General features: G+C 49.1%; 19 protein-coding genes and 1 tRNA gene. 13 read left to right on the top strand and 7 right to left on the bottom strand.

The window, feature by feature from the left end:
- Positions 1-416: 416 nt before the first annotated feature.
- Complete coding sequence (locus A0W33_RS19685; protein WP_068839787.1) at positions 417-968, bottom strand: 2'-5' RNA ligase family protein; 552 nt, start codon at positions 966-968, stop codon at positions 417-419.
- A 335-nt stretch (positions 969-1,303) separates the two neighbouring features.
- Here A0W33_RS19685 and A0W33_RS19680 point away from each other — a divergent pair, with 335 nt between their 5' ends.
- The gene (locus A0W33_RS19680) at positions 1,304-3,229 is read left to right on the top strand and encodes an ABC-F family ATP-binding cassette domain-containing protein (protein ID WP_068839786.1); all 1,926 of its coding nucleotides are present in this window, start codon (positions 1,304-1,306) and stop codon (positions 3,227-3,229) included.
- Between the two features lie 111 nt (positions 3,230-3,340).
- Here A0W33_RS19680 and A0W33_RS19675 read toward each other — a convergent pair whose 3' ends face one another.
- A complete protein-coding gene (locus A0W33_RS19675; RefSeq protein ID WP_068839785.1) occupies positions 3,341-4,942 on the bottom strand; it encodes an alpha-amylase family glycosyl hydrolase in 1,602 nt (533 codons plus the stop codon).
- Positions 4,943-5,281: 339 nt separating this feature from the next.
- Between A0W33_RS19675 and A0W33_RS21015 the strand changes: the two genes are divergently transcribed.
- Positions 5,282-5,434 carry a hypothetical protein gene (locus A0W33_RS21015; protein WP_157578088.1) on the top strand — a complete coding sequence of 51 codons (153 nt, stop codon included), beginning with the start codon at positions 5,282-5,284 and terminating at the stop codon, positions 5,432-5,434.
- 216 nt (positions 5,435-5,650) lie between these two features.
- Here A0W33_RS21015 and A0W33_RS19670 read toward each other — a convergent pair whose 3' ends face one another.
- A complete protein-coding gene (locus A0W33_RS19670) occupies positions 5,651-7,051 on the bottom strand; it encodes a TonB family protein (RefSeq protein WP_068839784.1) in 1,401 nt (466 codons plus the stop codon).
- Positions 7,038-7,637 (bottom strand): RNA polymerase sigma factor, encoded by a 600-nt coding sequence (locus A0W33_RS19665; RefSeq protein WP_068839783.1) that lies wholly within the window; start codon positions 7,635-7,637, stop codon positions 7,038-7,040. The genes A0W33_RS19670 and A0W33_RS19665 overlap by 14 nt, the downstream gene beginning before the upstream one ends.
- A gap of 112 nt (positions 7,638-7,749) precedes the next feature.
- On the opposite strand from A0W33_RS19665, the gene A0W33_RS19660 reads away from it, so the two are divergent.
- A complete protein-coding gene (locus A0W33_RS19660; protein WP_068839782.1) occupies positions 7,750-9,642 on the top strand; it encodes a vWA domain-containing protein in 1,893 nt (630 codons plus the stop codon).
- A 197-nt stretch (positions 9,643-9,839) separates the two neighbouring features.
- Here the strand turns inward: A0W33_RS19660 and A0W33_RS19655 are convergent.
- Positions 9,840-9,913 (bottom strand) — tRNA-Met (locus A0W33_RS19655).
- 135 nt (positions 9,914-10,048) lie between these two features.
- On the opposite strand from A0W33_RS19655, the gene A0W33_RS19650 reads away from it, so the two are divergent.
- The 8 genes from A0W33_RS19650 to bshB1 all read left to right on the top strand — a co-directional run bounded on the left by A0W33_RS19650 (position 10,049) and on the right by bshB1 (position 18,697).
- Complete coding sequence (locus A0W33_RS19650; RefSeq protein WP_068839781.1) at positions 10,049-10,453, top strand: START-like domain-containing protein; 405 nt, start codon at positions 10,049-10,051, stop codon at positions 10,451-10,453.
- Positions 10,454-10,553: 100 nt separating this feature from the next.
- Positions 10,554-11,966, top strand: coding sequence for an LptF/LptG family permease (locus tag A0W33_RS19645; protein WP_068839780.1), 1,413 nt, complete (start codon positions 10,554-10,556; stop codon positions 11,964-11,966).
- A gap of 111 nt (positions 11,967-12,077) precedes the next feature.
- Complete coding sequence (gene rpsO / locus A0W33_RS19640) at positions 12,078-12,353, top strand: 30S ribosomal protein S15 (RefSeq protein ID WP_068839779.1); 276 nt, start codon at positions 12,078-12,080, stop codon at positions 12,351-12,353.
- Between the two features lie 131 nt (positions 12,354-12,484).
- Positions 12,485-14,623 carry a polyribonucleotide nucleotidyltransferase gene (gene pnp / locus A0W33_RS19635; RefSeq protein ID WP_068839778.1) on the top strand — a complete coding sequence of 713 codons (2,139 nt, stop codon included), beginning with the start codon at positions 12,485-12,487 and terminating at the stop codon, positions 14,621-14,623.
- A gap of 194 nt (positions 14,624-14,817) precedes the next feature.
- Positions 14,818-15,681 (top strand): sigma-70 family RNA polymerase sigma factor, encoded by an 864-nt coding sequence (locus A0W33_RS19630; protein WP_068839777.1) that lies wholly within the window; start codon positions 14,818-14,820, stop codon positions 15,679-15,681.
- A gap of 148 nt (positions 15,682-15,829) precedes the next feature.
- A complete protein-coding gene (gene trxB / locus A0W33_RS19625; protein ID WP_068839776.1) occupies positions 15,830-16,768 on the top strand; it encodes a thioredoxin-disulfide reductase in 939 nt (312 codons plus the stop codon).
- A 142-nt stretch (positions 16,769-16,910) separates the two neighbouring features.
- Positions 16,911-17,963, top strand: coding sequence for a M23 family metallopeptidase (locus tag A0W33_RS19620; RefSeq protein WP_068839775.1), 1,053 nt, complete (start codon positions 16,911-16,913; stop codon positions 17,961-17,963).
- Between the two features lie 14 nt (positions 17,964-17,977).
- On the top strand, positions 17,978-18,697 hold the full coding sequence (gene bshB1, locus A0W33_RS19615) for a bacillithiol biosynthesis deacetylase BshB1 (RefSeq protein WP_068839774.1): 720 nt from the start codon (positions 17,978-17,980) through the stop codon (positions 18,695-18,697).
- Between the two features lie 119 nt (positions 18,698-18,816).
- On the opposite strand, the gene accC is transcribed toward bshB1, so the two are convergent.
- Positions 18,817-20,316 carry an acetyl-CoA carboxylase biotin carboxylase subunit gene (gene accC / locus A0W33_RS19610; RefSeq protein WP_068839773.1) on the bottom strand — a complete coding sequence of 500 codons (1,500 nt, stop codon included), beginning with the start codon at positions 20,314-20,316 and terminating at the stop codon, positions 18,817-18,819.
- Between the two features lie 210 nt (positions 20,317-20,526).
- Between accC and A0W33_RS19605 the strand changes: the two genes are divergently transcribed.
- The gene (locus tag A0W33_RS19605; protein ID WP_068839772.1) at positions 20,527-21,765 is read left to right on the top strand and encodes an aminotransferase class I/II-fold pyridoxal phosphate-dependent enzyme; all 1,239 of its coding nucleotides are present in this window, start codon (positions 20,527-20,529) and stop codon (positions 21,763-21,765) included.
- A gap of 105 nt (positions 21,766-21,870) precedes the next feature.
- Positions 21,871-22,065 (top strand): histone H1, encoded by a 195-nt coding sequence (locus A0W33_RS19600; RefSeq protein WP_068839771.1) that lies wholly within the window; start codon positions 21,871-21,873, stop codon positions 22,063-22,065.
- A gap of 74 nt (positions 22,066-22,139) precedes the next feature.
- Here the strand turns inward: A0W33_RS19600 and tyrS are convergent, their stop codons facing one another.
- Positions 22,140-23,444, bottom strand: coding sequence for a tyrosine--tRNA ligase (tyrS, locus tag A0W33_RS19595; RefSeq protein ID WP_068839770.1), 1,305 nt, complete (start codon positions 23,442-23,444; stop codon positions 22,140-22,142).
- Positions 23,445-23,615: the final 171 nt, after the last annotated feature.

The following is a 23,615-nucleotide window of genomic DNA, read 5'->3' as shown; positions in this document are numbered from 1 at the left end:
GATAATTGAACGGTGCTGTTGCAGGATGCCCAAACGAAGTATAGGCTCGAGAAACATAAATGAAGTATGATTCTCTAGGAATACGCCTCATTTTGCTTCAGGTTGAACAATTCTGATGCGTAATGATATTAAAAAGAGATTAAAATTATACTTATAAAAGTAGTAAGAGACAGCAAGTATAACCTTGTACTTACAGTGGTAGCAAAGGGCTTCGTGCCTGAAATGCCCCTGCAAGTATAAGGGTATCCAAAATAACATTAGCCCCTGCTGCTGTATTTGAAATGATGCCAGAATAGCAGCAGGTGTGATTTATAGACTATTCAAAGGTTGAAGCGCGTAGTATAGCCCAGCAGCATTTTTGAAAAAGCTGCTAAGCGTTGCGCAGGAAAACCGAGGAGCTGAAGTTTGCTTGCAAGCTAGTAAGTCAGTTCGCGGCTGCCAAAGCGGAACTCCTCGTCTTTTAAGAAGAAGTCGCCGCACTTTTGAAGTATGGTGAGGTTATCAATAGTAATTTCCCAGTTAAAGTTAATCTGGCACAGGTAGGTTAAAATAGGTCCTAAAATTTCAGGCGTGGTATCGCCAAGGGCAAGGGAGATGTGGGGAAGCCATAGGTTGGGGTTGTAGTAAACTCCCATTTCGCTGCTCATTTCGGATACATCGCGGTGCAGGTTATCGTGCAGTTCGTTGAGCGCATTTGTCCTCAGCGCAGGAATATAGACAACAGGAGTAGGACCTGGAAATATCCCCAAACCAGTGGTGCGGATGGTGAATTTCTGCATGGTAATGCAGCTTTGCTCCAGGTACTGCTTTAGTTCTTCCAAATCAGGGGTTTCGGCGGTCAGCAGCGTTATATGCGGGTAAGGCGTTATTTTAACGCCATGTAATCCAAATTTTTTCTCTAGTTGCTCAATAATTTCTGAAACCCGGTCAGAGCTTCTTTTATCTAGTAGCGTAGTTATTGCAATCATATAGTATAGCCTTAGAGACTGAAATAAGCATAAGTTAACTTAACGGCTGCTCTTTATAATAGTTTAACAACCCCATGGCTGCACAGTCTGCTATTAGGGCATCACACTCACCTTTTTTTTATGTCAGTCCTTATTTCTGTTGCATTTGCCCTGCTGTTTGATTTATTCTCTAACTAAGAAATCACCCCGCGCTGTTGCTAATCTCTCTATATTTTATGGTGTGCAGCTGCACGAGCCAACCAACTATAAGTAAACTGCACTATTTCAGCTGTTGTGATGTTTTCATGGCACGCTTAAAAATAAGTACCTTTGCCTTTTAAAGTATAAAGGATCACATGATTTCCATCAACAACCTGAATTTCCATTTTGGCAGCCGCCCCATGTATGAGGATGCCAACCTGCATATAAAACCCAAAGATAAAATTGGCCTGATCGGCTTGAATGGCACGGGTAAGTCTACCTTGCTGCGCATTATCGTGGGGGAGTACAAGCCGGATGGCGGCAGCATCCAAATGAGCAAGGAAACTACTATCGGCTTTCTGAACCAGGATTTGCTAAGCTACGAAACCCATGAAAGTATACTTTCAGTGGCGATGCAGGCCTTTGAGGAGGCTATTTTCCTGCAGCAGGAGATAGATAAGGTGCTGGTGGAGTTTGAACATAACTTCCATGATGACCTGGTGGATAAGCTGGCAACACTGCAGGAGCGCTTCGAAACACTGGGTGGCTACACCATGCAGGCCGAGGCTGAGGCTATACTTGAGGGGTTGGGCTTCAGCACAGAAGAGCTGCAGCAGCCACTGGCCTCGTTCTCGGGCGGGTGGCGCATGCGCGTGATGCTGGCAAAGATCCTGTTGCAGAAGCCATCGCTGCTGCTGCTGGATGAGCCTACCAACCACCTCGACTTACCATCCATCAAATGGCTTGAAGCTTACCTGGACCGGTTTGAAGGAGCTGTGGTGATTGTATCGCATGACCGTGAGTTCCTCGACCGCACCACCAACATGATTGTAGAGGTGTCTGGCGCCAAGTTGAACGCCTATGCCGGCAACTACAGCTTTTATGTGGAGGAGAAGGCGCTGCGCAATGAAATTCAGCAGGGAGCTTTTGAGAACCAGCAGGCGCAGATAAAGCAGGCCGAACGTTTTATTGAGCGCTTCAAGGCCAAAGCCACCAAAGCCAAGCAGGCGCAAAGCCGCCAGAAGATGCTGGACCGAATGGACCGCATTGATGAAGTGGCTCCGGATGCCGCCAAGGTGAACTTCAGCTTTAAGTTTAACGTGCACCCCGGCCGCCACATTCTGCGCCTCGAGAACATGAGCAAGAGCTACGGCAACAAGGTAATTTTCCAGAATACAGATGTACACATCGAGCGAGGCGACAAGATTGCCCTAATTGGTGCGAATGGTAAGGGTAAGTCTACTTTGCTGCGCATTATTGCCGGTACGGAGCCTATTAAAGGTAATCGGGAGCTGGGCCACAACGTTATACTTGCTTTTTATGCCCAGCACCAGCTGGAGTCATTGAACGTGGAAAATGATATGCTGTCGGAGCTGCAGCAGGCCGGCTCGAAGAAAAGCGAAGTGGAACTGCGCACGCTGCTAGGGTCTTTCCTTTTTACAGGCGACGAAGTATACAAAAAGATAAAGGTGCTGTCGGGTGGAGAGAAAAGCCGCGTTGCCCTTGCCAAAACGCTGATCTCGGAGGCAAACTTCCTGATGCTCGACGAACCGACCAACCACCTCGACATGCAGTCGGTGAACATCTTGATCCAGGCGCTGGAGCAGTACGAGGGAACCTTTGTGGTTATCTCGCACGACCGGTACTTCGTGGAGAATGTGGCGACGAAGATCTGGTACATCGAGGACTATGAATTAAAAACATACCCGGGCACCTACCATGAGTATGAGGCGTGGCAGGAGAAGCGCGAAAAGGAGGCAAAGAAAGAATCTGCCAGCGCTCCTGTGGTGAAGGAGGTAAAGCAAACACGGGATAAAAGCGAATACTCCCAGCTGTCGAACCAGTTAAAGCAGGTGAATAACAAAATAAATGAAGTAGAGAAGGAGGTAGGGAAACTGGAGCAAAAGCTTGCCGCCCAGGAGAACCACATCGCCGACCCCTCTGTTTTCGCCGATCCAACGAAACTGCTGGAAGCAACCACAAAGTTTGATGCCATTAAAGCCGAGCTGGACAAAAAGCAGCAGGAGTGGGAGAAGCTTATGCTGGAAGTTGAATCTCTGGAAGCCAAGTTGGCTAGCTAGGAGGAAGCGTAAGGCATTACAAAAAGCCCCTGCAGCTTCTGCTGCAGGGGCTTTTTGTTTCTTCAGAGGTGAATTTTATCTTTTAAAAGATGGACAAGTACAAGCTTATACTTAGTCCAGCTCAATTACAAAGCCTTCATCGCCATACAGGGTGATGTTACCGTCTACCTCGTTTCCTTCCCTGTCAGGATCTGTTGCGGCTACTATTTTGCCTTTGTAGTGCTGTTTGCCAAGCCTGAAGATGCACGGCTTGTGGCTCATATTAAGGATGATCAGGAACTGCTTTTGCTCATACTTGCGGATGTAGGTGAGCAGCGACGACTGCGACTGCACCGGTTCGTAAGCCCCGACATTCAGAGCGGGTTCCTGTTGCCTTAGCGCAATCAACTTGCGGTAGAACGAAAGGAAGGAGTAGGGATCATCCCGCTGCACCTCTACGTTCACCCGCTGGTAATTGTGGGGCAGCCGCAGCCAGGGCTTTCCATCCGTAAATCCTGCCTGAGGACTGTTGTCCCATTGCATGGGCGTACGGGCAGGGTCGCGGCTAAGGTCTTTGTCCGGCATGTTCAGGCCCTGTGGGTCTTTTACCTCATCCGGCGGAATCGGCACATCGCGCATGCCTAGTTCGTCGCCATAGTATAAAGTGGGGGTTCCGCGAAGGGTGAGCAGCAGCATAGCAGCCACTTTTGCCTGCGAAAGGCCCACGCGGCTGGTAATGCGCGGCTGGTCGTGGTTGCCAATAACCCAGTTTGGCCAACCGTCCTCGGGAATAGCGCCTTCGTATTCATCAATGTGAGAGGAAAGCGCCTGCGCCTCCCAGTCGAGCGTTACCAGCATGAAGTTAAAAGGCAGGTGCGATTCTTTTCTGTTCTGGCCATAGTACGTCACCAACTTGTCTATCGGTAGGTATATTTCCCCTATCATTACGCGCTCATCGTACGCATCCATCACCTCCCGCATCTGCGCCACAACGTCGTGCACTTCCGGTTGATCGGTGGAGTAAGCCGGAATCAATTGCTCATAGGTGGACTGCGAAATCTTGTAATTCGGATTTTCAGGGTTGTTGCGAAGTTGTTTGTCCTTAATCATGTGCCACATCACATCCACACGGAAGCCATCCACGCCCTTATCAAGCCAGAAGCGCATAACATCGAACATTGCCTGCTGTACCTCAGGGTTGCGCCAGTTCAGGTCCGGCTGCTCCTTCAGGAAGGCATGGTAGTAGTATTGCTCTGTTTGCTCGTCCCATTCCCAGGCGCTGCCGCCAAACACACTTAGCCAGTTATTGGGCTCGCCGCCATCCTCAGCCGCATCGTGCCAGATGTACCAATCTCTTTTCGGGTTGTCGCGGGAGGAGCGGGATTCCTCAAACCAGGAATGTTTGTTGGAAGTGTGGTTGGGCACGAGGTCAAGTATAAGCTTCATGTCCCGCTGGTGTACTTCCTCCAGCAACTTGTCAAAATCCGCCATGGTGCCAAAGAGCGGATGGATGCCGCAGTAGTCAGAGATGTCGTATCCGAAATCAGCCATGGGCGATGGATAGATAGGAGAGACCCAGACTGCAGTTACGCCGAGCCACTTCAGGTAATCCAATCGCTTGATGATGCCCGGCAAATCGCCAACCCCGTCGCCATCTGAATCCTGAAAGGAGCGGGGATACACCTGGTAAATTATTCCTGACTGCCACCAAAGATACTGCGCTGTTTCCTTCATAGTTTATTTCTGTATTGTCTGAATAGTTGTGGTTTTAGGTCTACGGAGTAAACCCAGTTGGGATGTAGCTTACAGCCTTAGAACATTAAATAGCGCGTTTTTGCAGGTATGCCGGTGCAAGTATGGCTTTAGGTTTTAGCGGCACAACAGTAATGCGGTACAGGCTTGCAAAACTGAAGCGCAGGCAATGGGTGTGATGTGATACTTCTTTAACGCAATAAGACTTTGCGTATAGAAAGTTTTGTATATATTTACAAATTGCTATATATCATAGTTTGTAAATAAATCCAACTCTGTCTTTTACATCTAACTATACTAAACAACTAAAACACTGTAAGTATGAAAGCATTTTTACCAAAGCTTCTTTTGTTCGTTTTTGTGGTGGCGCTGTTCTCTTCCTGCCAGTCTCAGTACGGCTGCCCGGCTTATGCCTCTGCCAAAGATAAGCCACTGAACAAGCCCACTTTTCTGAAGGACCTGGGCCGTAGATAGTATACTTCACGGTAGCCCTCATGCCTCAAACCAAACAAGCCATGCTATTTAGGCATGGCTTGTTTGGTTTGAGGCGCTAAAATTTTTTTCTGCAGTAAAGTAAAATTTGAAAGTACTGGTGAAGCCTTACGATAATTACTACTTTGATTTTTAACCCATACCTTAGGCCTGATGCAGTATAAAAGTAAGCTGGACTCCCCATTTAATTATCTAAGGTTATTTACTCCTGAACCTTACCGTTACTTTTATCTGCTGTTGTACGGGGCTGCCTGCCTGGCTGGCTGCTTTCCAGGCAGGGCCTTCAGAAATCAAACGGATGGCTTCCGCATCACATGCCGGGCAGAGGCTTTCCAGCACCTGCACATCCTTTACAGCACCGGAGGCGGAGACAGTAAAGCCCACCACTACCTTGCCTCTTGCACTGCCTGCAGGAATGTTTAGGTTCTCCTTCAGGTATTTGCGGTATGCTCTATACCCCACTATTGGTTTTGCCGCCACCACTGCAGGGGCTTCGACTGGTTTACCAGAGCCGTAGCCAACAACCACTACCTCACTCAGAGCCTGATTATCTGTAGTCATTTGCACGTTCAATGAGGTGGTATTCGCGGCTATAGCCTTCTCTGCTGTTTCATACCCAATAAAATAAAATTGAAGTATGGTGTTAGCCTGAGCTACAGAAAGGCTGAAGTTACCGTTTGGGTCGGTGGTGGTGCCAAGGTTGGTGCCTTTCAGCCTAACTGTAACACCTGGGAGCGGCTGCCCATCCTCTGACAGCACTTGCCCAGACACTTCCCTTGTATTTCCGCTTCTGCTCAGGCTGCTCATGCCGCGTACGGAAACGCCTGCTGCTTTGCCTTGTAAGGCATTGGCAACCTTCGTGCTCTCCGGCACAGTTGAAGGCGCCAGAGATAAGCTTGAGGGTGCAGGTGCAACTTCGGCTTCTGTAGCTTTCAATTTAGCGGGAGTGGCTGTAGCTAGTGATGGAGAGTCTATGCCTTCCATGATATTACTGATGTAGCGCTCGTGTGCCTTTTCATCCATTTCCGACATCAGTTCCTCTGGAGTGACATCATCAATGACATAGTCTTCTGAATTTGTTACTGAACGTTTAAGTCCTATAGCTACCTTTTCGGAGGGTACAACCGCTGCTATACTTCTTGAAACACTGCTGTCGGCTTCGATTTCGTAGATAATCTCTGTGTCAGTAGGTATAGGAACAGACAGTGCCTGAGAACTTTTTACCTGCTTCCCTACGGCCCTACCTCCCTGCTCTTGCTGTATGTTGCTGTAGTTATAGTATAATACCAAAACCGTGGTGCACAGCAGGAGCAGCACAGCCGCAGCCATCTGCCACGCCGGTAAAACCCTGCGCTTTTGTTTATGTTTTATACTTGCTGCCGCGCGTTGGTTCAATTCATCCACAGCTGCTTGCGTGCTGGCGGCATCAGATAGCGCCATACCCTCCAGTACATCCGCGCACAGCTCACAACCCAAAAGGTGCTTTTCCACCTGGTGGCTCTGCGGAGGGGGCAAAGCATCATCATGGTACTGCCGCAGCAGTGCAAGCGAGGGATGTTCTCCTTCTGGTAGCAGTATGTGGTGCTTATTGTGGGGCATGGTTCTTCTCCATGTAAATTTTCAGGTTCCGCTTTCCGTTCTGGATATAGCTTTTCACTTTGCTCAACTCACAGCCCGTTAGGGCGGCAATTTCTTTGTAACTCTTCTGTTGCAGGTAAAACATCTCCACGCATTGCCGCTGTTCAGGAGGTAAACCAGCCATACCTTCAGCCAGAACCTGTTCTACCTTATCTGGCGTTTCTGCCTCAATAAGATGTAAGTCTGCCTTGTTTTCCATAAGTGCCGGGGGCAAGTCCTCCAGATTTATACTTTGCCGCTTTTTTTTGGAGCGCAGTTGCATCAGGCAGTGGTTTTTGGTGGTAACGTGCAGCCAGCTTTTAAAATTGGTGATGTCGTGTTTGAGCAGCGCCGTTGCGAGGTGCTCAAACAGCTGCATCGTGGCGTCCTTGCTCTCCTCCTCATCCTTCAGGTACTTTAGGCACACCAGGTAAACCATTTCTGTGTGGCGCTGAAAAAGGTCCCCAAGGTGTGTCATGTCTCCCGACTGCCGGTACAGGCGCACCAGTTCCAGGTCGTCCGGTGGTGGTTTGGTGTTGGAGAAAAGCTTGAGGAAAATAGGTAGCATAGGAAGACTTATGTTCCTAAAGGAAAGAAAAAAGAAGCATAAAAAATCAGAAATTTTTTTTATGGAAAGTGAGTTGCTGCTGCATCCAATAAGAAACTAAAACACTAAAACCATGAAAAGAACGATCTACATGCTACTGCTGGCCTTCCTGTTTGCAGCAGTGCAGGCACAGGCAAAGGAAGTGAAGGTGTCTGGAACCGTAACCGATGCAGCAACGGGTGCTGCACTTCCTGGTGTTGCTATCAAGCTGAAAGGAACAAACCAGGGAACCACCACCGACTCTAAGGGAAAGTATAGCCTGCAGGTGCCGGACGATAAGGCCACACTTGTCTTTTCCTACATTGGCTATAAACCTAAAGAGGTAAAAGTAGGAAACAGGCAGGTGATGGATGTACAGCTTTCAGTTGATAACAAGGTCTTGCAGGAAGTGGTTATGACAGGCTACGCCACAGAAAGCAAGGTGCGTATCCGGGGAAATGCCACCTTGCAAGGTCAGGTGGCCGGAGTGCAGGTGAGAAAGGGTAGGGGCGTGGGGCTTTATGATGCGGAAAAGTTAAATCACAACACCGAGAACTACGACTACATCAAGGAGAGTTCTTTTCAGAGTGCCCGCAAAAGTCCGTTGTCTACCTTTTCAATTGATGTGGACAAAGCCTCCTACAGTAATGTGCGCCGGTTCCTGAACAATGGTCAACTCCCGCCAGTGGATGCGGTCCGCATTGAGGAGATGATCAATTACTTTTCTTATGACTATCCCCAGCCTGCAGGAGACGCCCCCTTCTCTGTAACGACCGAGTTATCTGAGTGTCCCTGGAACAAAGAAAACCAGCTGCTGCACATCGGCCTGCAAGGGAAGGATATTCCTACTGCAAACTTGCCCGCCTCCAACCTGGTGTTTTTGGTAGATGTATCCGGCTCTATGGACACGCCAGACAAACTGCCCCTGGTGAAGGCGGGCTTCAGGCTGCTGGTAGAGCAATTGCGGCCCCAGGATAAAATAGCCATTGTGGTGTATGCGGGTGCCGCCGGTTTGGTGCTGCCACCTACCCCGGGAAACAAGAAGGACAAAATTATGGAAGCCCTCCACATGCTGGAGGCTGGTGGCTCTACAGCGGGCGGTGCAGGTATCAACCTGGCCTACAAGGTGGCGCAGGAGCAGTTTATGCCTGGCGGAAACAACCGTGTTATACTTGCCACAGACGGTGATTTTAATGTGGGCGTAAGCAGCGACGGCGAACTGAGCCGGCTCATTGAGAAGAAGCGGGAAACAGGCATTGCCCTCACAGTGCTTGGCTTTGGCACCGGCAACCTGAAAGATTCCCGCATGGAACAGCTCGCTGACAAAGGCAACGGCAACTATGCCTATGTCGATAATATTCTGGAGGCGAAGAAGGTGTTTGTAAACGAGTTTGGCGGCACGCTTTTTACGATAGCCAAAGACGTAAAGCTGCAGTTGGAGTTTAACCCGGCAAAGGTAAAGGCTTACCGGCTAATCGGGTATGAGAACAGAGCCCTGCAGGACGAGGATTTCAACGATGATAGAAAAGACGCCGGCGAACTCGGGTCTGGCCACACAGTGACCGCCCTGTATGAAATAGTGCCTGCCGGTGCAAAGCTAGCTGCTGCTGATATAGCAGGTGGCAACGTGGATGACCTGAAGTACCAGAAGACCAACCTTAGCGACGGAGCTACTTCCACAGACGAGCTACTAACGCTGAAGCTCCGCTACAAAGCACCCGATGGCAAACAAAGCAAGCTCATCACCTCCACCGTTTCAACCCGGGCAGTAGCTGCACGTGCTACCTCTGATAACTTCCGCTTCGCAGCCGCAGTGGCTGCTTTTGGCATGCTCCTCCGCGAATCAGAATTTAAAGGGAACGCTTCTTTTGCGCAGGTGCTGGAGTTGGCTGAAGGTGCCCGCGGTGCAGACAAGGAGGGTTACCGCGCCGAGTTTATCCGCTTAGTGAACTCGAGAACGCTGTTGAGTGACAATTTAGCGAGGTAAAGGAGGGGAACTACCTTTAAGTATGGCTGTGCGTGTTTCAGTGGATGAGGTATAAATTACCCGTCGCCATACTTGTGGGATCAGCTTTCATCAGTAGGGGGAAGGATTCTGTCGTAGTATGATGGTGCGCCACGCTGGGCAATTAAAAAAGCAAAAGAGCCGCTTAAATTGAATTAAGCGGCTCTTTTGCTTTACTGTAGCGGGGAGCAGAATCGAACTGCCGACCTCAGGGTTATGAATCCTGCGCTCTAACCATCTGAGCTACCCCGCCGAATTGTGGTGCAAATATAGCAGTTACTTTTCTGAAAATGCAAGCTGATTTTCAGAAAAAAAATATTTTATTTTTAAGATATACGTTGTTCAAATAAATAATGCTATACTTACTCATACACTTATACCATTGCGTATGACGAAAGCTACAAAAACAAAGTTTGTGCGGGAGTACCCTATAAATGCCTCCGCCAAGCTGTTATACCCTTACCTTAGCACCCCAGGTGGCCTTGCCCAATGGTTTTGCGACGAAGCGACTGTGAACAGCGAGAAGCAGTACAAGTTCGTGTGGGACGGACAGACTCATTTTGCCGAACTAACGAGCCATCGCATTAATCGCTCTGTCCGTTTTCTTTTCCTGAGCGAGAAGCGGGAGCATGTGCCGGATGCCTCTTACATAGATTTCTCCATCGAGGCAAGCGAACTGACACAGGAGCAGTTTCTGAAGGTAGTCGATTATTCTGATGAGGATGACGAGGAGGAGATGGAGGAACTGTGGGACAACCTGATGCAGAATTTGCGCGAAATAGTGGGAGGGTAGCTTATTTGCGCGGCTAACTGCTTATCTTTGCATGGTAATTACAGGCGTATGCCATACAGAGGGTGGCTGTACTACTCTATAGCCCACCGCATTATTACGCATGAAGAAACTAGATAAGCTTATTCTAAAGGCCTTTTTTGGGCCCTTTTTACTTACCTTCTCGGTAGTGGAGTTTATACTGCTCACGCAGTACATGCTCAAGTACCTCGATGAGTTGGTGGGCAAAGACTTGGGAGGCCAGGTTTTTGCCGAATTGCTTTTTTACTTTAGCATCAACATGGCTCCTGTTGCGCTTCCGCTGGCCGTGTTGCTGTCTTCCCTCATGACCTTTGGCTCCTTAGGTGAACACCATGAGCTTACGGCCATCAAAACCTCAGGCATTGCCCTAACACGCGTGCTGCGCCCTGTGCTGATCGCGGTAAGCATCATCACAGTGGGTGCTTTCTTCTTTAACAACTACATCGTTCCGAAGGCCAACCTAAAGGCCTATAGCCTGCTGTGGGACATCCGCCAGAAGAAGCCTGCCATGAATTTCAAGGAAGGCGCTTTTTACAACGGTATTCCCGGCTACAGCATTAAGGTGAACGAGAAGATGAACGAGGGGCGTACGCTGCGCGAGGTGATGATCTACGATCACTCTAAAGGCGGCACCAATACCACGGTTATACTTGCTGACTCCGGCGAAATGTACATGGATTACAATGATTCCTACCTGGTGCTGGAGCTGTTTGACGGCAATACATATGTTGATCAGAACGATGCCTCTTTCAGAAGCTCGAATGAGCAGTTCGTGCGGCAGGAGTTTGACAAGAGCAAGCTTATGCTAAGTATGGCTTCCTTCGATTTTGACCGTACCAGAGAGGAACTGTTCTCCGACAACAAAATGATGAAGAACATCGATGAGTTGAAGGTGGTGACGGATTCCCTGCAGCGGTACAGCGAGCGCGACAGAAGCTATTTTGCACCGAACGTGGATCCTTTTTATATGTATTTCAAGGCAGATACCGGTCAGGTAAAGAATGGCCTGCGCCTGCTGGACAAGAAGGTAAAACGGGAGTTGCCGGCCCCAACACATGAAACCCTGCTTCTGGCCACCAACAAGGCACGAAATATCAAGAGCTTCACCAATAGCTACGTTGAGCGAATCAAGAACACTAATCGGGAGGCAAACAGCTATGAGGTGGAGATTTGGCGCAAGTATACCCAATCTATTTCCATTATTGTGATGTTCCTGATTGGTGCGCCGCTGGGGGCTATTATTAAGAAAGGCGGCCTGGGTGTGCCGGTGGTTATATCCATTGCCTTTTTTATTATTATGTATGTGATGACCATCCTGGGGGAGAAGTGGGGGCGCGAAGGGCTTGTTTCAGTGGGCGCCGGGATGTGGGCCGCCAACATGATCCTGCTACCGGTAGGACTTTTCTTCCTGTACCAGGCCCGCAACGACTCCAGTTTGCTGGAAGTGGACTTCTGGCGCAAACTGATGACGCGCCTGCGTAGAAATAAAATATGATTACGCTATATAAAGATTTCAGAAATGTTTTTTTTGTAGAAGTATATTATATACCTTTGTGGCTTGTATAGCAAGCTTTGCACGATAAAAACAGATTGATACTTTTACGCAATGAGATTAACCACTGAAGCGAAACAAGAGATTTTCGAAAAGCACGGTTTCAACAAGGCAACGACTGACACAGGATCTCCTGAGTCGCAGATCGCACTTTTTACAACGCGCATCGCTGACCTTACTGAGCACCTGAAAATCCACAAGAAAGACTTTAGCACTCGTCTGGGTCTTTTAAAGCTGGTAGGTAAGAGAAGAAGACTTCTAAACTACCTGATGAAAAACGATATCGAGCGATACAGAGCTATCATCGCCGAGCTAGGTATTCGTAAGTAAGCTTATAAAATTGTGTTAGGGAATTCTTACAACGGATTCCCTAATCTTTTTTACCCCCTTTCCTTAAATTGCCAGTACCGACAGTGTTGCAATGGGTAGCGCTGTCTTTTTGATGCTAAAGAAAATTGAAGATGTCCTACAACGCAATCACAAAATCTATTTTTCTTCCGGATGGCCGGGAGATCACAATTGAAACTGGAAAACTGGCCAAGCAGGCCGATGGATCAGTCGTAGTGAAAATGGGTAACACCATGCTGCTGGCTGCCGTGGTATCTAACCAGGATGCCCGTGAGGGGGTTGACTTCCTGCCGCTATCTGTAGACTACCAGGAGAAATTTGCCTCTTCAGGCAAAATACCAGGGGGCTTCCTGCGCAGAGAAGCCAGATTATCTGACTATGAAATACTTGTTTCCCGCTTAGTTGACCGTGTACTGCGCCCGCTGTTCCCGCAAGACTACCACTCGGAAACACAAATGACTATAAACCTGATATCTGCTGACACGGATATCATGCCTGATGCTTTGGCTGCTCTTGCTGCATCTGCTGCTATCGCCGTTTCTGACATCCCTTTCAACGGCCCGATTTCGGAAGTACGTGTAGCCCGCATCGATGGCAAACTGGTGATCAACCCAAGTGTAACGGATCTGCAGCGTGCCGACATCGAACTGATGGTGGGTGCATCTATGGACAGTGTCGTGATGGTAGAAGGCGAAATGAGCGAGGTTTCTGAGGCAGAAATGCTGGAAGCTATCCAATATGCGCACGAAGCGATCAAAGTACAATGCCAGGCGCAGCTAGATTTGGCTGAAGCGGTTGGCAAAACTGAGAAGCGCACTTACTCGCACGAAACGCATGACGAGGAATTGCGCCAGAAAGTATACGCAGCCACTTACGACAAAGCATACGAAGTAGCCAAAAGAGGCCGTGCCAACAAGTCTGAGCGTTCTGAAGGCTTTAAAGCCGTTCGTGATGAGTTTATCGAGTCTCTTGGCGAAGATCACAACTATGACCTTGGCTTGATCAAGACGTATTACCATGACGTGGAGAAGGAGGCAGTTCGTAACATGATCCTGTCTGACCGCACGCGTTTGGATGGCCGTCAGTTAGATGAGATCCGCCCAATCTGGTCAGAAGTAAATTACTTACCAGCGACACACGGTTCTGCCGTTTTCACACGTGGTGAGACACAATCTTTGACTACCGTAACATTGGGTACCAAGCTGGACGAGCAGATGATCGACAGCGCCATGGTATCTGGTACAAATAAATTCCTCTTGCACTATAACTTCCCTGCGTTCTCAACCGGCGAAGTTAGACCAAACAGAGGCCCAGGCCGCCGTGAGGTAGGCCATGGTAACCTGGCGCTTCGTGCACTTAAGAAAGTGCTTCCTTCGGAAGACCAGAACCCATACACGATTCGTATCGTTTCTGATATTCTGGAGTCAAACGGTTCGTCTTCTATGGCAACGGTTTGTGCTGGTAGCCTTGCCCTGATGGATGCCGGTGTTCCTATCAAAGCACCTGTATCTGGTATTGCCATGGGTCTGATCACTGATGAGCAGACAGGCAAATTTGCCGTACTTTCTGACATCTTGGGTGATGAGGATCACCTGGGTGACATGGACTTCAAAGTAACCGGAACAGAGAAAGGTATCACTGCCTGCCAGATGGACATCAAAGTGAAAGGTTTGTCTTACGACATCCTGAGCCAGGCGCTTCAGCAGGCAAACGCTGGTCGTTTGCACATCCTGAAAGAAATGTCTAAGACCTTGTCTGCTCCTAATGCTGATTACAAGCCGCATACACCACGTTCGTTCAACATTGTGGTCGACAAGGAGTTTATCGGAGCTATCATTGGACCGGGTGGTAAAGTGATTCAGCAGATTCAGAAAGACACAGGTGCCACCATCATCATTGAAGAGAAAAATGAGAAGGGCCATGTAAACATCTTTGCCAGCAACCAGGAGTCTATGGACCAGGCGGTGAACAAGATTAAAGGTATTGCAGCACAACCAGAGATGGGCGAAGTATACATTGGCAAAGTGAAGTCAATCCAGCCTTACGGCGCCTTCGTTGAATTCATGCCAGGCAAAGATGGTTTGCTGCACATTTCTGAGATCAAGCACGGACGTTTAGAGACAATGGACGGTGTGCTGGAAATCGGCGAGGAAATCAAGGTGAAATTGGTGGATGTTGATAAGAAAACAGGCAAGTTCAAGCTTTCCCGTAAGGCCATCCTTCCTAAGCCAGGCGAAGAAGTAGCCCAGTAATCAGCTTATTTTAAAACTCTTGGTGCCTGCCGTTAGTGGCTTTCAGGGCACCAGGAGTTTTATATTTTAGCCGCTTGCCCGTGCATCTTGACTTTATTATGAAGATGGCAGAACTTTGCACGATTTTCTGATGTTAAGTCACCGAGCCAAAACAAGGTTTCACATTAAAATTTAAAGAATAACAACATACTCTGATGAGACAACTCAAGATAAGCAAACAAATTACGAACCGTGAGAGCCAATCACTGGATAAGTACCTACAGGAGATTGGCAAAGTCGATTTGCTTACTCCTGATGAAGAGGTGTCGCTGGCACAGAGAATTAGAGAAGGAGATCAGTTTGCGCTTGAGAAATTAACAAAAGCCAACCTGCGTTTCGTTGTTTCGGTGGCAAAGCAGTACCAGAACCAGGGCCTATCGCTAGGCGACCTAATCAATGAGGGTAATCTTGGTTTGATTAAAGCAGCCAAAAGGTTTGACGAGACAAGGGGTTTCAAGTTCATCTCTTACGCCGTGTGGTGGATTCGTCAGTCCATCCTGCAGGCTTTGGCCGAGCAGTCGCGCATTGTGCGTTTGCCGCTGAACCGGGTAGGATCATTGAACAAGATCTCAAAATCATTCTCCGAGCTGGAGCAAAAATTCGAGCGGGAGCCATCGCCTGAAGAAATTGCCGAAGTACTGGAACTGACTACTGCAGAGGTAGTCGATACGCTTAAAATTTCAGGCCGCCACGTGTCTGTGGACGCACCGTTTGTGCAGGGTGAGGAAAACCGACTGTTGGACGTGCTGGAGAACGACGACGAGGAGTCGCCGGACACAGGCCTGATGAACGATTCTCTCCGCAAGGAGGTGCAGCGCGCGCTGTCTACGCTTACAAAGCGTGAGGCCGACGTGATTACGTTGTACTTTGGATTGAACGGAGAGCATTCCCTGACACTGGAGGAAATAGGAGAGAAGTTTAACCTTACCCGTGAGCGCGTTCGCCAAATCAAGGAGAAAGCTATCCGCCGGTTACGCCATACTTCCCGAAGCAAAGCGTTAAAGCCATACTTAGGTTAATCGCCTAAACATCAAAGAGGAGCCCTGGCCAACAAGCCGGGGCTTTTTTTGTTGTACTATCGTCCGGCCTTTTTACAGTGCCCCATGCAGGCAAAGGCCCGGATTTTTTGTATACTTGCATCCAAATTTCTTTTAGACTAAAGTAGAAATGGAAATAGAAAAAGTGAAGTGCCTTATTATCGGCTCTGGGCCTGCTGGCTATACCGCAGCAATTTATGCCTCCAGAGCTGGTCTTAATCCAGTGCTATACCAAGGGCTGCAGCCAGGTGGCCAGCTGACGATTACAAATGACGTGGAAAACTACCCTGGTTATCCAGAGGGAGTTATGGGCCCTCAGATGATGGAGGACTTTAAGAAGCAGGCCGAGCGTTTCGGTACAGACGTGCGTTACGGCATTGCCACCGCAGTTGACTTTTCTTCGCAGCCACACAAGGTGGTGATCGATGACCAGAAGACAATAGAAGCCGATACCGTGATTATATCCACCGGTGCCTCGGCTAAATGGCTCGGACTTGAATCAGAGGCCAGGCTGAACGGAAGCGGCGTATCTGCCTGCGCTGTATGTGATGGCTTCTTTTACCGTGGCCAGGACGTGGTGATTGTGGGTGCCGGCGATACTGCTGCAGAAGAAGCAACCTACCTCTCTAACCTTTGCCGCAAAGTATACATGGTGGTGCGTCGTGGTGAAATGCGCGCCTCCACTATCATGCAGGAGCGTGTGCTGAACACCAAGAATATCGAAGTGCTGTGGAACACGGTGACGGATGAGATTCTGGGGGAGCACACGGTGGAGGCTGTTCGGTTGAAGAACGTGCTGACAAATGAAACTCAGGAAATACCGGTGCAGGGTTTCTTTGTGGCTATCGGGCACGAGCCGAACTCTGGCGTGTTCAAGGATTACCTCAACCTGGATGAGAACGGGTATATCCGTACCATTCCTGGAAGTTCCAAAACGAATATCGATGGTGTATTCGCCTGCGGTGATGTGCAGGATTTTACCTACCGCCAGGCCGTAACGGCTGCCGGTTCAGGCTGTATGGCTGCGTTGGACGCCGAGCGTTACCTGGCAGCAAAAGGGCTGCATTAATAGCAACATAAAGCCCAAAAACTCTTAGCTTTGCATCCTTTGCGAAGCAGCAGGGAGTATCACAATAAAAATGGCTGTGCTGCAGTTTTATTTAGCGAGTGATGTGCTGCAGTGAGGCAGCACAGCCTATCTTTTGAAAATCATGTTCAAACTAAAAGCCCCATTAGCTTTCCTGTTCTCCTGCTTTTGCCTTTTGTGGTGCACTACAGGAGCGGTGGCTCAGGGAAAGATGAAAGACCTGTTCAAGGTCAAGACCCCTAAAATAGATTACGTCCGCCCGGACACAACTATCCTTATCAAGTATGAGGATTTTCCGGATGATGACTCTGATGCAGACCAATCTATCTTCTTCAATCCCAAAAAGCAGCTTTCTATTGTTAGTGAAGATACCACTGAGCTTGACCTGGGTGAGCAGCATATTGTCGAGATGTCGGAGGAGGTGCTGGTGGACTCTACCTGGATCAGGATTGCCAGTTACTATGCCATTTGGGATACCCGCAACATAAATCCGTATCGCATGGACAGTCGGCAGCTGAAAGACACGGTAGACATACAACTCTACGATCCTAAGCAGAACCGCAATTACAACATGCCCCTGGTCAAAACTCCCATCACGAGCCACTTTGGCGCAAGGGGAGGACGCTGGCACTATGGCACAGACATTGACCTGGACACGGGGGATACTATTTTCGCTGCGTTTGACGGCGTTGTGCGCATTAACAAGTGGGACGGCGGCGGGTATGGCAACTACATTGTGGTGCGCCATTACAACGGGCTGGAGACCCTGTACGGCCACATGAGCAAAGCCATTGCCCAGCCAGGCGACTTTGTGAAAGCTGGAGAATTGATCGGGTTAGGTGGCAGCACCGGCCGTAGCTCAGGCCCGCACCTGCACTACGAAGTTCGCTACCAGGGTAACCCTATGGACCCAGAGAACCTGTACGACTTCCCGGATTACCTGTTAAAGGGTGAAAGCTACCAGATTACGTCTGCTGTCTTCAACTATAACAACAGGTCCAGGAGCAGCAGTAGTGCCAGTAGTGGCAGGCGTGCAGCCTACCACAAGGTACGCAGCGGGGACACACTTTCTGGTATAGCCAAAAAGTACGGAGTTACCGTAAGTCAGCTAACGCGCCTGAACGGGATCAGTTCGCGCACTACCTTACGGGTAGGCAAGTCTTTGCGTATCCGTTAACAGAAAAACACAACATGAAACTAGATATACTGGCCTTTGCATCACACCCCGATGATATCGAGTTGGGCTGTTCAGGCACATTGATAGCGCACATAGCCGCTGGAAAGAAAGTTGGCATTGTTGACCTTACCCGGGGCGAGCTAGGCACACGCGGTACCCCTGAAATAAGGTTGCAGGAGGGTGAGGATGCCGCCAGGGTAATGGGCGTTAGCGTTCGCGACAATCTGGATATGGCAGATGGTTTCTTCCAGAACGACAGGGAGCACCAGCTGCAGGTAATTCAAAAAATCCGGAAGTATAAGCCTGAGATCGTGCTCATGAATGCTGTTCATGATCGCCATCCGGACCATGGCCGGGGTTCTGATCTTGTTTCGGAGTCGTGCTTCAAAGCCGGGTTGAAAATGATCAGTACACAGGAGGAGTCAGGGAAGGAGCAGGAGGCATGGCGCCCTAAGGTGGTATATCATTACATACAGGACCGCCTTATCACGCCGGATGTGGTGGTAGACGTGACGCCCTACTGGGAGAAAAAGATGGAAACGATCCGCGCCTTCAAATCACAGTTCTACAACCCGGACGATACTTCCCCCAACACGTACATCTCCTCTCCAGAGTTCTTAAGATTCGTGGAGGCAAGGGCGCTGGAGCTGGGGCATTCCATTGGCGTTACCTATGGGGAGGGTTTTACAAAGGAACGTCATATAGGCGTAAAAAGCCTTTTTGACCTTATCTGAGCAGAAGTATAAGACTCTTAAGCTTTCAAGTATAAGTATAAAAGGCTGGGGCGCTGCATATTCTGCAGCGCCCCAGCCTTTTATACTTGAAGTAATTTTATACTTGCCTGTCTATCAGTTTAGCGAGTTCTGTTTCTACGCCAGGAAGAAGTGGCCTCTGTTGTGGTAACAGTTGCTCCGTTGGAGGCAGGCTTTTGCTTGTTCAGCAGCATAGCAGCAAGTGCAGCGGCTATCTCCTCAGTGTCTGAGTTTGGTTTAACAGCCAAATCTTCAGGAGTGAAGTAACGCTCGATGAATTTCGTGTCGAAGTTGCCGCTGACAAACGCCTCATGCTGCAGTACAAAGGCGCCAAACGGTAGCGTCGTCTCGATTCCAGTAATCTGATATTCAGCGATCGCGCGTAGCATCTTGTCGATGGCTTCCTGGCGGTCTTTGCCAAATGTTACCAGCTTCGCGATCATCGGGTCGTAGTATATTGGAATGTCCATGCCCTGCTCGAATCCGTCATCTACCCGCACACCCAGGCCCTGAGGGCGCTTGTATGTTTCAAGTGTGCCGATATCAGGCAGGAAATTGTTGGCGGGGTCTTCTGCGTAAACGCGCAGCTCGAGTGCGTGTCCGTAAATCTTCAGCTCATCCTGGCTGAAACCTAAAGGGTTGCCCTCCGCAATCATAATCTGTTCTTTTACCAGGTCCAGGCCGGTGATCTGCTCTGTTACCGGGTGCTCTACCTGCAGGCGGGTATTCATCTCCAGGAAGTAGAAGTTCATGTTCTCATCCAGCAGGAACTCCACGGTACCGGCTCCCACATAGTCGCAGGCTTTGGCTACGTTCACTGCATTGCGGCCCATTTCGTCGCGCAGTTCAGGTGTGAGCACGGCAGAAGGAGCCTCTTCAATTACCTTCTGGTGGCGCCGCTGGATGGAACATTCCCGCTCAAAGAGGTGCACAATGTTCCCGTGCGTGTCGCCCAATACCTGAATTTCGATGTGTCGTGGAGAGCCGATGTACTTTTCAATAAAGACAGAGCCATCACCGAAGGCAGAGGTAGCCTCGCTCACGGCCAGCTGCATCTGCTCTTCAAACACCTCTACACTTTCTACCACGCGCATGCCCTTGCCACCGCCACCGGCGCTGGCTTTTATCAGGATCGGGAAACCAACCTGCTGTGCGATCACTTTGGCGGCTTCTACGTCCGTTATTGCCTCTTCGGTGCCTGGCACCATTGGTATGTTATACTTGGCCACAGCGGCCTTAGCAGCCAGCTTGCTGCCCATCAGGCTGATGGCCTCAGGCGAGGGGCCGATAAAGATGAGTCCTGCCTCCTGCACCGCCTTGGCAAAGCCGGCGTTTTCTGACAGGAAGCCGTAGCCCGGGTGAATGGCATCAACGCCCAAATCCTTGCACACTTGTATGATCACGTCGCCGCGCAGGTAGGATTCACTCGATTTGGGACCGCCCACGCATACTGCCTCGTCAGCAAAGCGCACGTGCAAAGCGTTGCGATCGGCTTCGCTGTGAATAGCTACAGTGCTGATACCCATTTCCTTAGCAGAGCGCATTACGCGCAAGGCAATTTCTCCCCGGTTGGCAACCAATATCTTTTTGATCTTTCTCATGCAGAAGCTAGGTTAATTTTCTTCAAAGAAAAGCTTTTGAGCTCAAACTTAAAAATTGCGCCTCTAAAAAGAGGGTAGCAGTATAGTGTATGGATTGTATATGAAACTTAGAAACCATAACTTTGCGCAGCATTATACTTTATTTCGGTGGATTGTGTATAATGCGCAAGTTAAGTTTGAAAATATCCCGATAACCTAATTATTACACAAGTGGATTTATTTGAAAAGTTGTTGACCAACAGAGGTCCGTTAGGCAGCCACTCACATTATGCGCATGGATATTTCACGTTTCCAAAGCTTGAAGGTGAGATTGCTCCCCATATGAAGTTCAGAGGCAAAGACGTTTTAACGTGGAGCCTGAACAACTACCTTGGCTTGGCTAACCACCCTGAGGTACGTAAAGCGGACGCTGAGGCTGCTGCAGAGTGGGGAATGGCTTACCCGATGGGTGCCCGTATCATGTCTGGTAACTCCAGCAAGCACGAGCAGTTAGAGGCTGAGATTTCTGATTTCATCAAGAAAGAGGACACGCTGCTGCTTAACTTCGGATACCAGGGTGTAGTGTCTATCATAGATGCGTTGGTCGACCGCCACGATGTAATTGTATATGACGCCGAGTCGCATGCCTGTATCATTGACGGTGTAAGATTGCACCAGGGCAAGCGGTTTGTCTATAGCCATAACGATATGGAAAGCCTGGAGAAGCAGTTGGAGCGTGCTACACGCTGGACTGAAAATACAGGCGGTGCCATACTTGTCATCACTGAGGGCGTGTTCGGGATGTCAGGTAACCTGGGCAACCTACGCGGCGTGGTGGCGCTGAAAGAGAAATTCAACTTCCGTCTGTTTGTGGATGATGCCCACGGCTTCGGTACAATGGGTGCCACAGGCGCCGGTACAGGAGAGCACCTGGGTGTGCAGGACGGGATCGACATTTACTTCTCTACCTTTGCCAAATCAATGGCTAGCATCGGTGCCTTCGTTTCTTCAAACGAGCAAGTAGTTGAGTATCTGCGCTACAACATGCGTTCACAGATATTCGCTAAGTCGCTGCCGATGCCCATTACAGTGGGTGCACTAAAGCGTTTGGAGCTGTTGCGTTCTAAGCCGGAGCTGAAAGACAAGCTATGGGAAGTGGTGCACGCCCTGCAGAGCGGTTTGCGCGAGAAAGGCTTTAACATCGGCACTACGGATTCTCCGGTTACGCCTGTGTTCCTTAACGGACAGATTCCGGATGCCACCCAACTGACACTGGATCTGCGTGAAAACTACAGCATTTTCTGCTCAATCGTGGTTTACCCGGTAGTTCCGAAGGATGTGATCATGCTGCGTCTTATTCCAACAGCGGTTCATACCCTGGAAGATGTGCAGGTAACCATTGCTGCTTTCGAAAAAATTGCACAAAAGCTAGATAAGGGTTTATACTCAAACCCTACAGTTACGGCTTAACGGCCGTTTTGGCCTTATATTAAATTTGGCTAATCTTTGCTTATTTGTAACTAATGTGTATATTAGAGCTACAAAATCAAATGTTTCACAATAACAGTAGCTCTAATGAACAACAACTTTGGCAAACTGAAGGACTTGGTAATGTCCCTGGAAGGCGACTTCGAAAAGTTCTATGAAAAAGGTAACGCTGCCGCCGGTACACGTGTGCGTAAAGGCATGCAGGACCTTAAGAACATGGCTCAGGACATCCGTAAGGAAGTTCAGGATCAGAAAAACTCTAAACCTGAGTCTGCTAAGTAAGTAGCACTCACAGCATAAATAAAAAAGGTGGCCTATCTGGTCACCTTTTTTATTTGTAATTATCTGTAAATCAGTTAGTTAACTGCAATAAGGTAATAGTTCTTTTTCCCCTTCTGTACCACCAGGTATTTATCCTGCAGCAGCTCGAAGTTTACGGCGTCATCTGCTCCCTGCACCTTCTCCCGGTTCACGCTTACGCCGCCATTCTTGATCATGCGTCGTGCTTCTCCCTTCGACTCGAAAATCTGTCCCTCTGTTAGCTCCGAAAGCAGGTCGGTTACGGTGGCTGCGTCGGCATAGGCCGACTTGCTGACCTCAATCTGGGGCACTCCCTCGAATACAGAGAGCAAAACATCCTCTTTCAGGCCCTTCAGCGTCTGTAAATCGCCTTTTCCGAATAATATTTCTGATGCTGCCACAGCTGAATTGTAATCATCTTCTGAGTGCACACGAATTGTAACATCTTTAGCCAGTGCTTTCTGCAATAAACGCTGATGTGGCGCCAGTTTGTGCTCCTCTGTGATGCTGGCTATCTCTTCCTGCGGCAGCAAAGTGTACACTTTTATAAGCTTTTCCGCCTCTTCATCTGAGAGGTTCAGCCAGAACTGGTAAAACTTGTATGGCGATGTCAGGTTTGGGTCGAGCCATACGTTGCCACCCTCTGATTTCCCGAACTTCGTGCCGTCTGCTTTGGTCACCAACTTGCCAACTAGTGCAAAGGCTTTACCTCCATCTATGCGGCGGATTAATTCGGTGCCGGTCGTGATGTTTCCCCACTGGTCTGAGGCTCCCATTTGCAGCCTTACGCCTTTGTTTTTGTAAAGATGGTAGAAGTCGTATCCCTGGATGAGCTGGTAAGCAAATTCAGTGTAAGAAAGCCCTTCCGCACGGTCACCGTCTTCGTCGGCATTAATGCGCTTCTTTACAGAGTCTTTGCTCATCATGTAATTTACGGTTAGGTGCTTGCCCACCTCGCGCAAAAAGCCCAGAAAGCTGAACTCCTTAAACCAATCGTAATTGTTCACCATCTCTGCCGAGTTAGCCCCGCAGTTAAAGTCCAGGAACTTCTCCAGTTGCTTCTTTATTCCTTCCTGGTTCTCGAGCAGGGTATCTTCTTCCAGCAAATTACGCTCAGCCGACTTACCAGACGGGTCGCCTATCATACCGGTAGCGCCACCAACTAAGGCAAGCGGCTTATGGCCTGCACGCTGCAGGTGCACCAGGAGCATGATGGTGGCCAGGTTACCTATGTGCAGCGATTTGGCAGTTGGGTCAAAACCGATATAGCCAGCCGTCATTTCAGACGCCAGTTGCTCTTCTGTACCGGGCATGAAATCATGGAGCATGCCTCTCCAACGCAGTTCTTCAATAAGATTCATCTATACTTCATTCTTCTGTTCAAGACAAATATAGAAAAGAGTTGGCAGATTGGAGTGAGGAAGGGGCGGAAAGCCTAAAAGGCAGTGTTATGATGATAAATAATTATTTATATTAGCTAAAGCTTTAAACGTTTGCCAGTAGCTCTAGTGCCTCCGCAGATAGTGCAGATA

Source organism: Pontibacter akesuensis, from assembly GCF_001611675.1.
Lineage (GTDB): Bacteria > Bacteroidota > Bacteroidia > Cytophagales > Hymenobacteraceae > Pontibacter > Pontibacter akesuensis.
The sequence above is the reverse complement of the archived record's forward strand: the minus strand, read 5'-3'. Positions and strand labels throughout refer to the sequence as shown.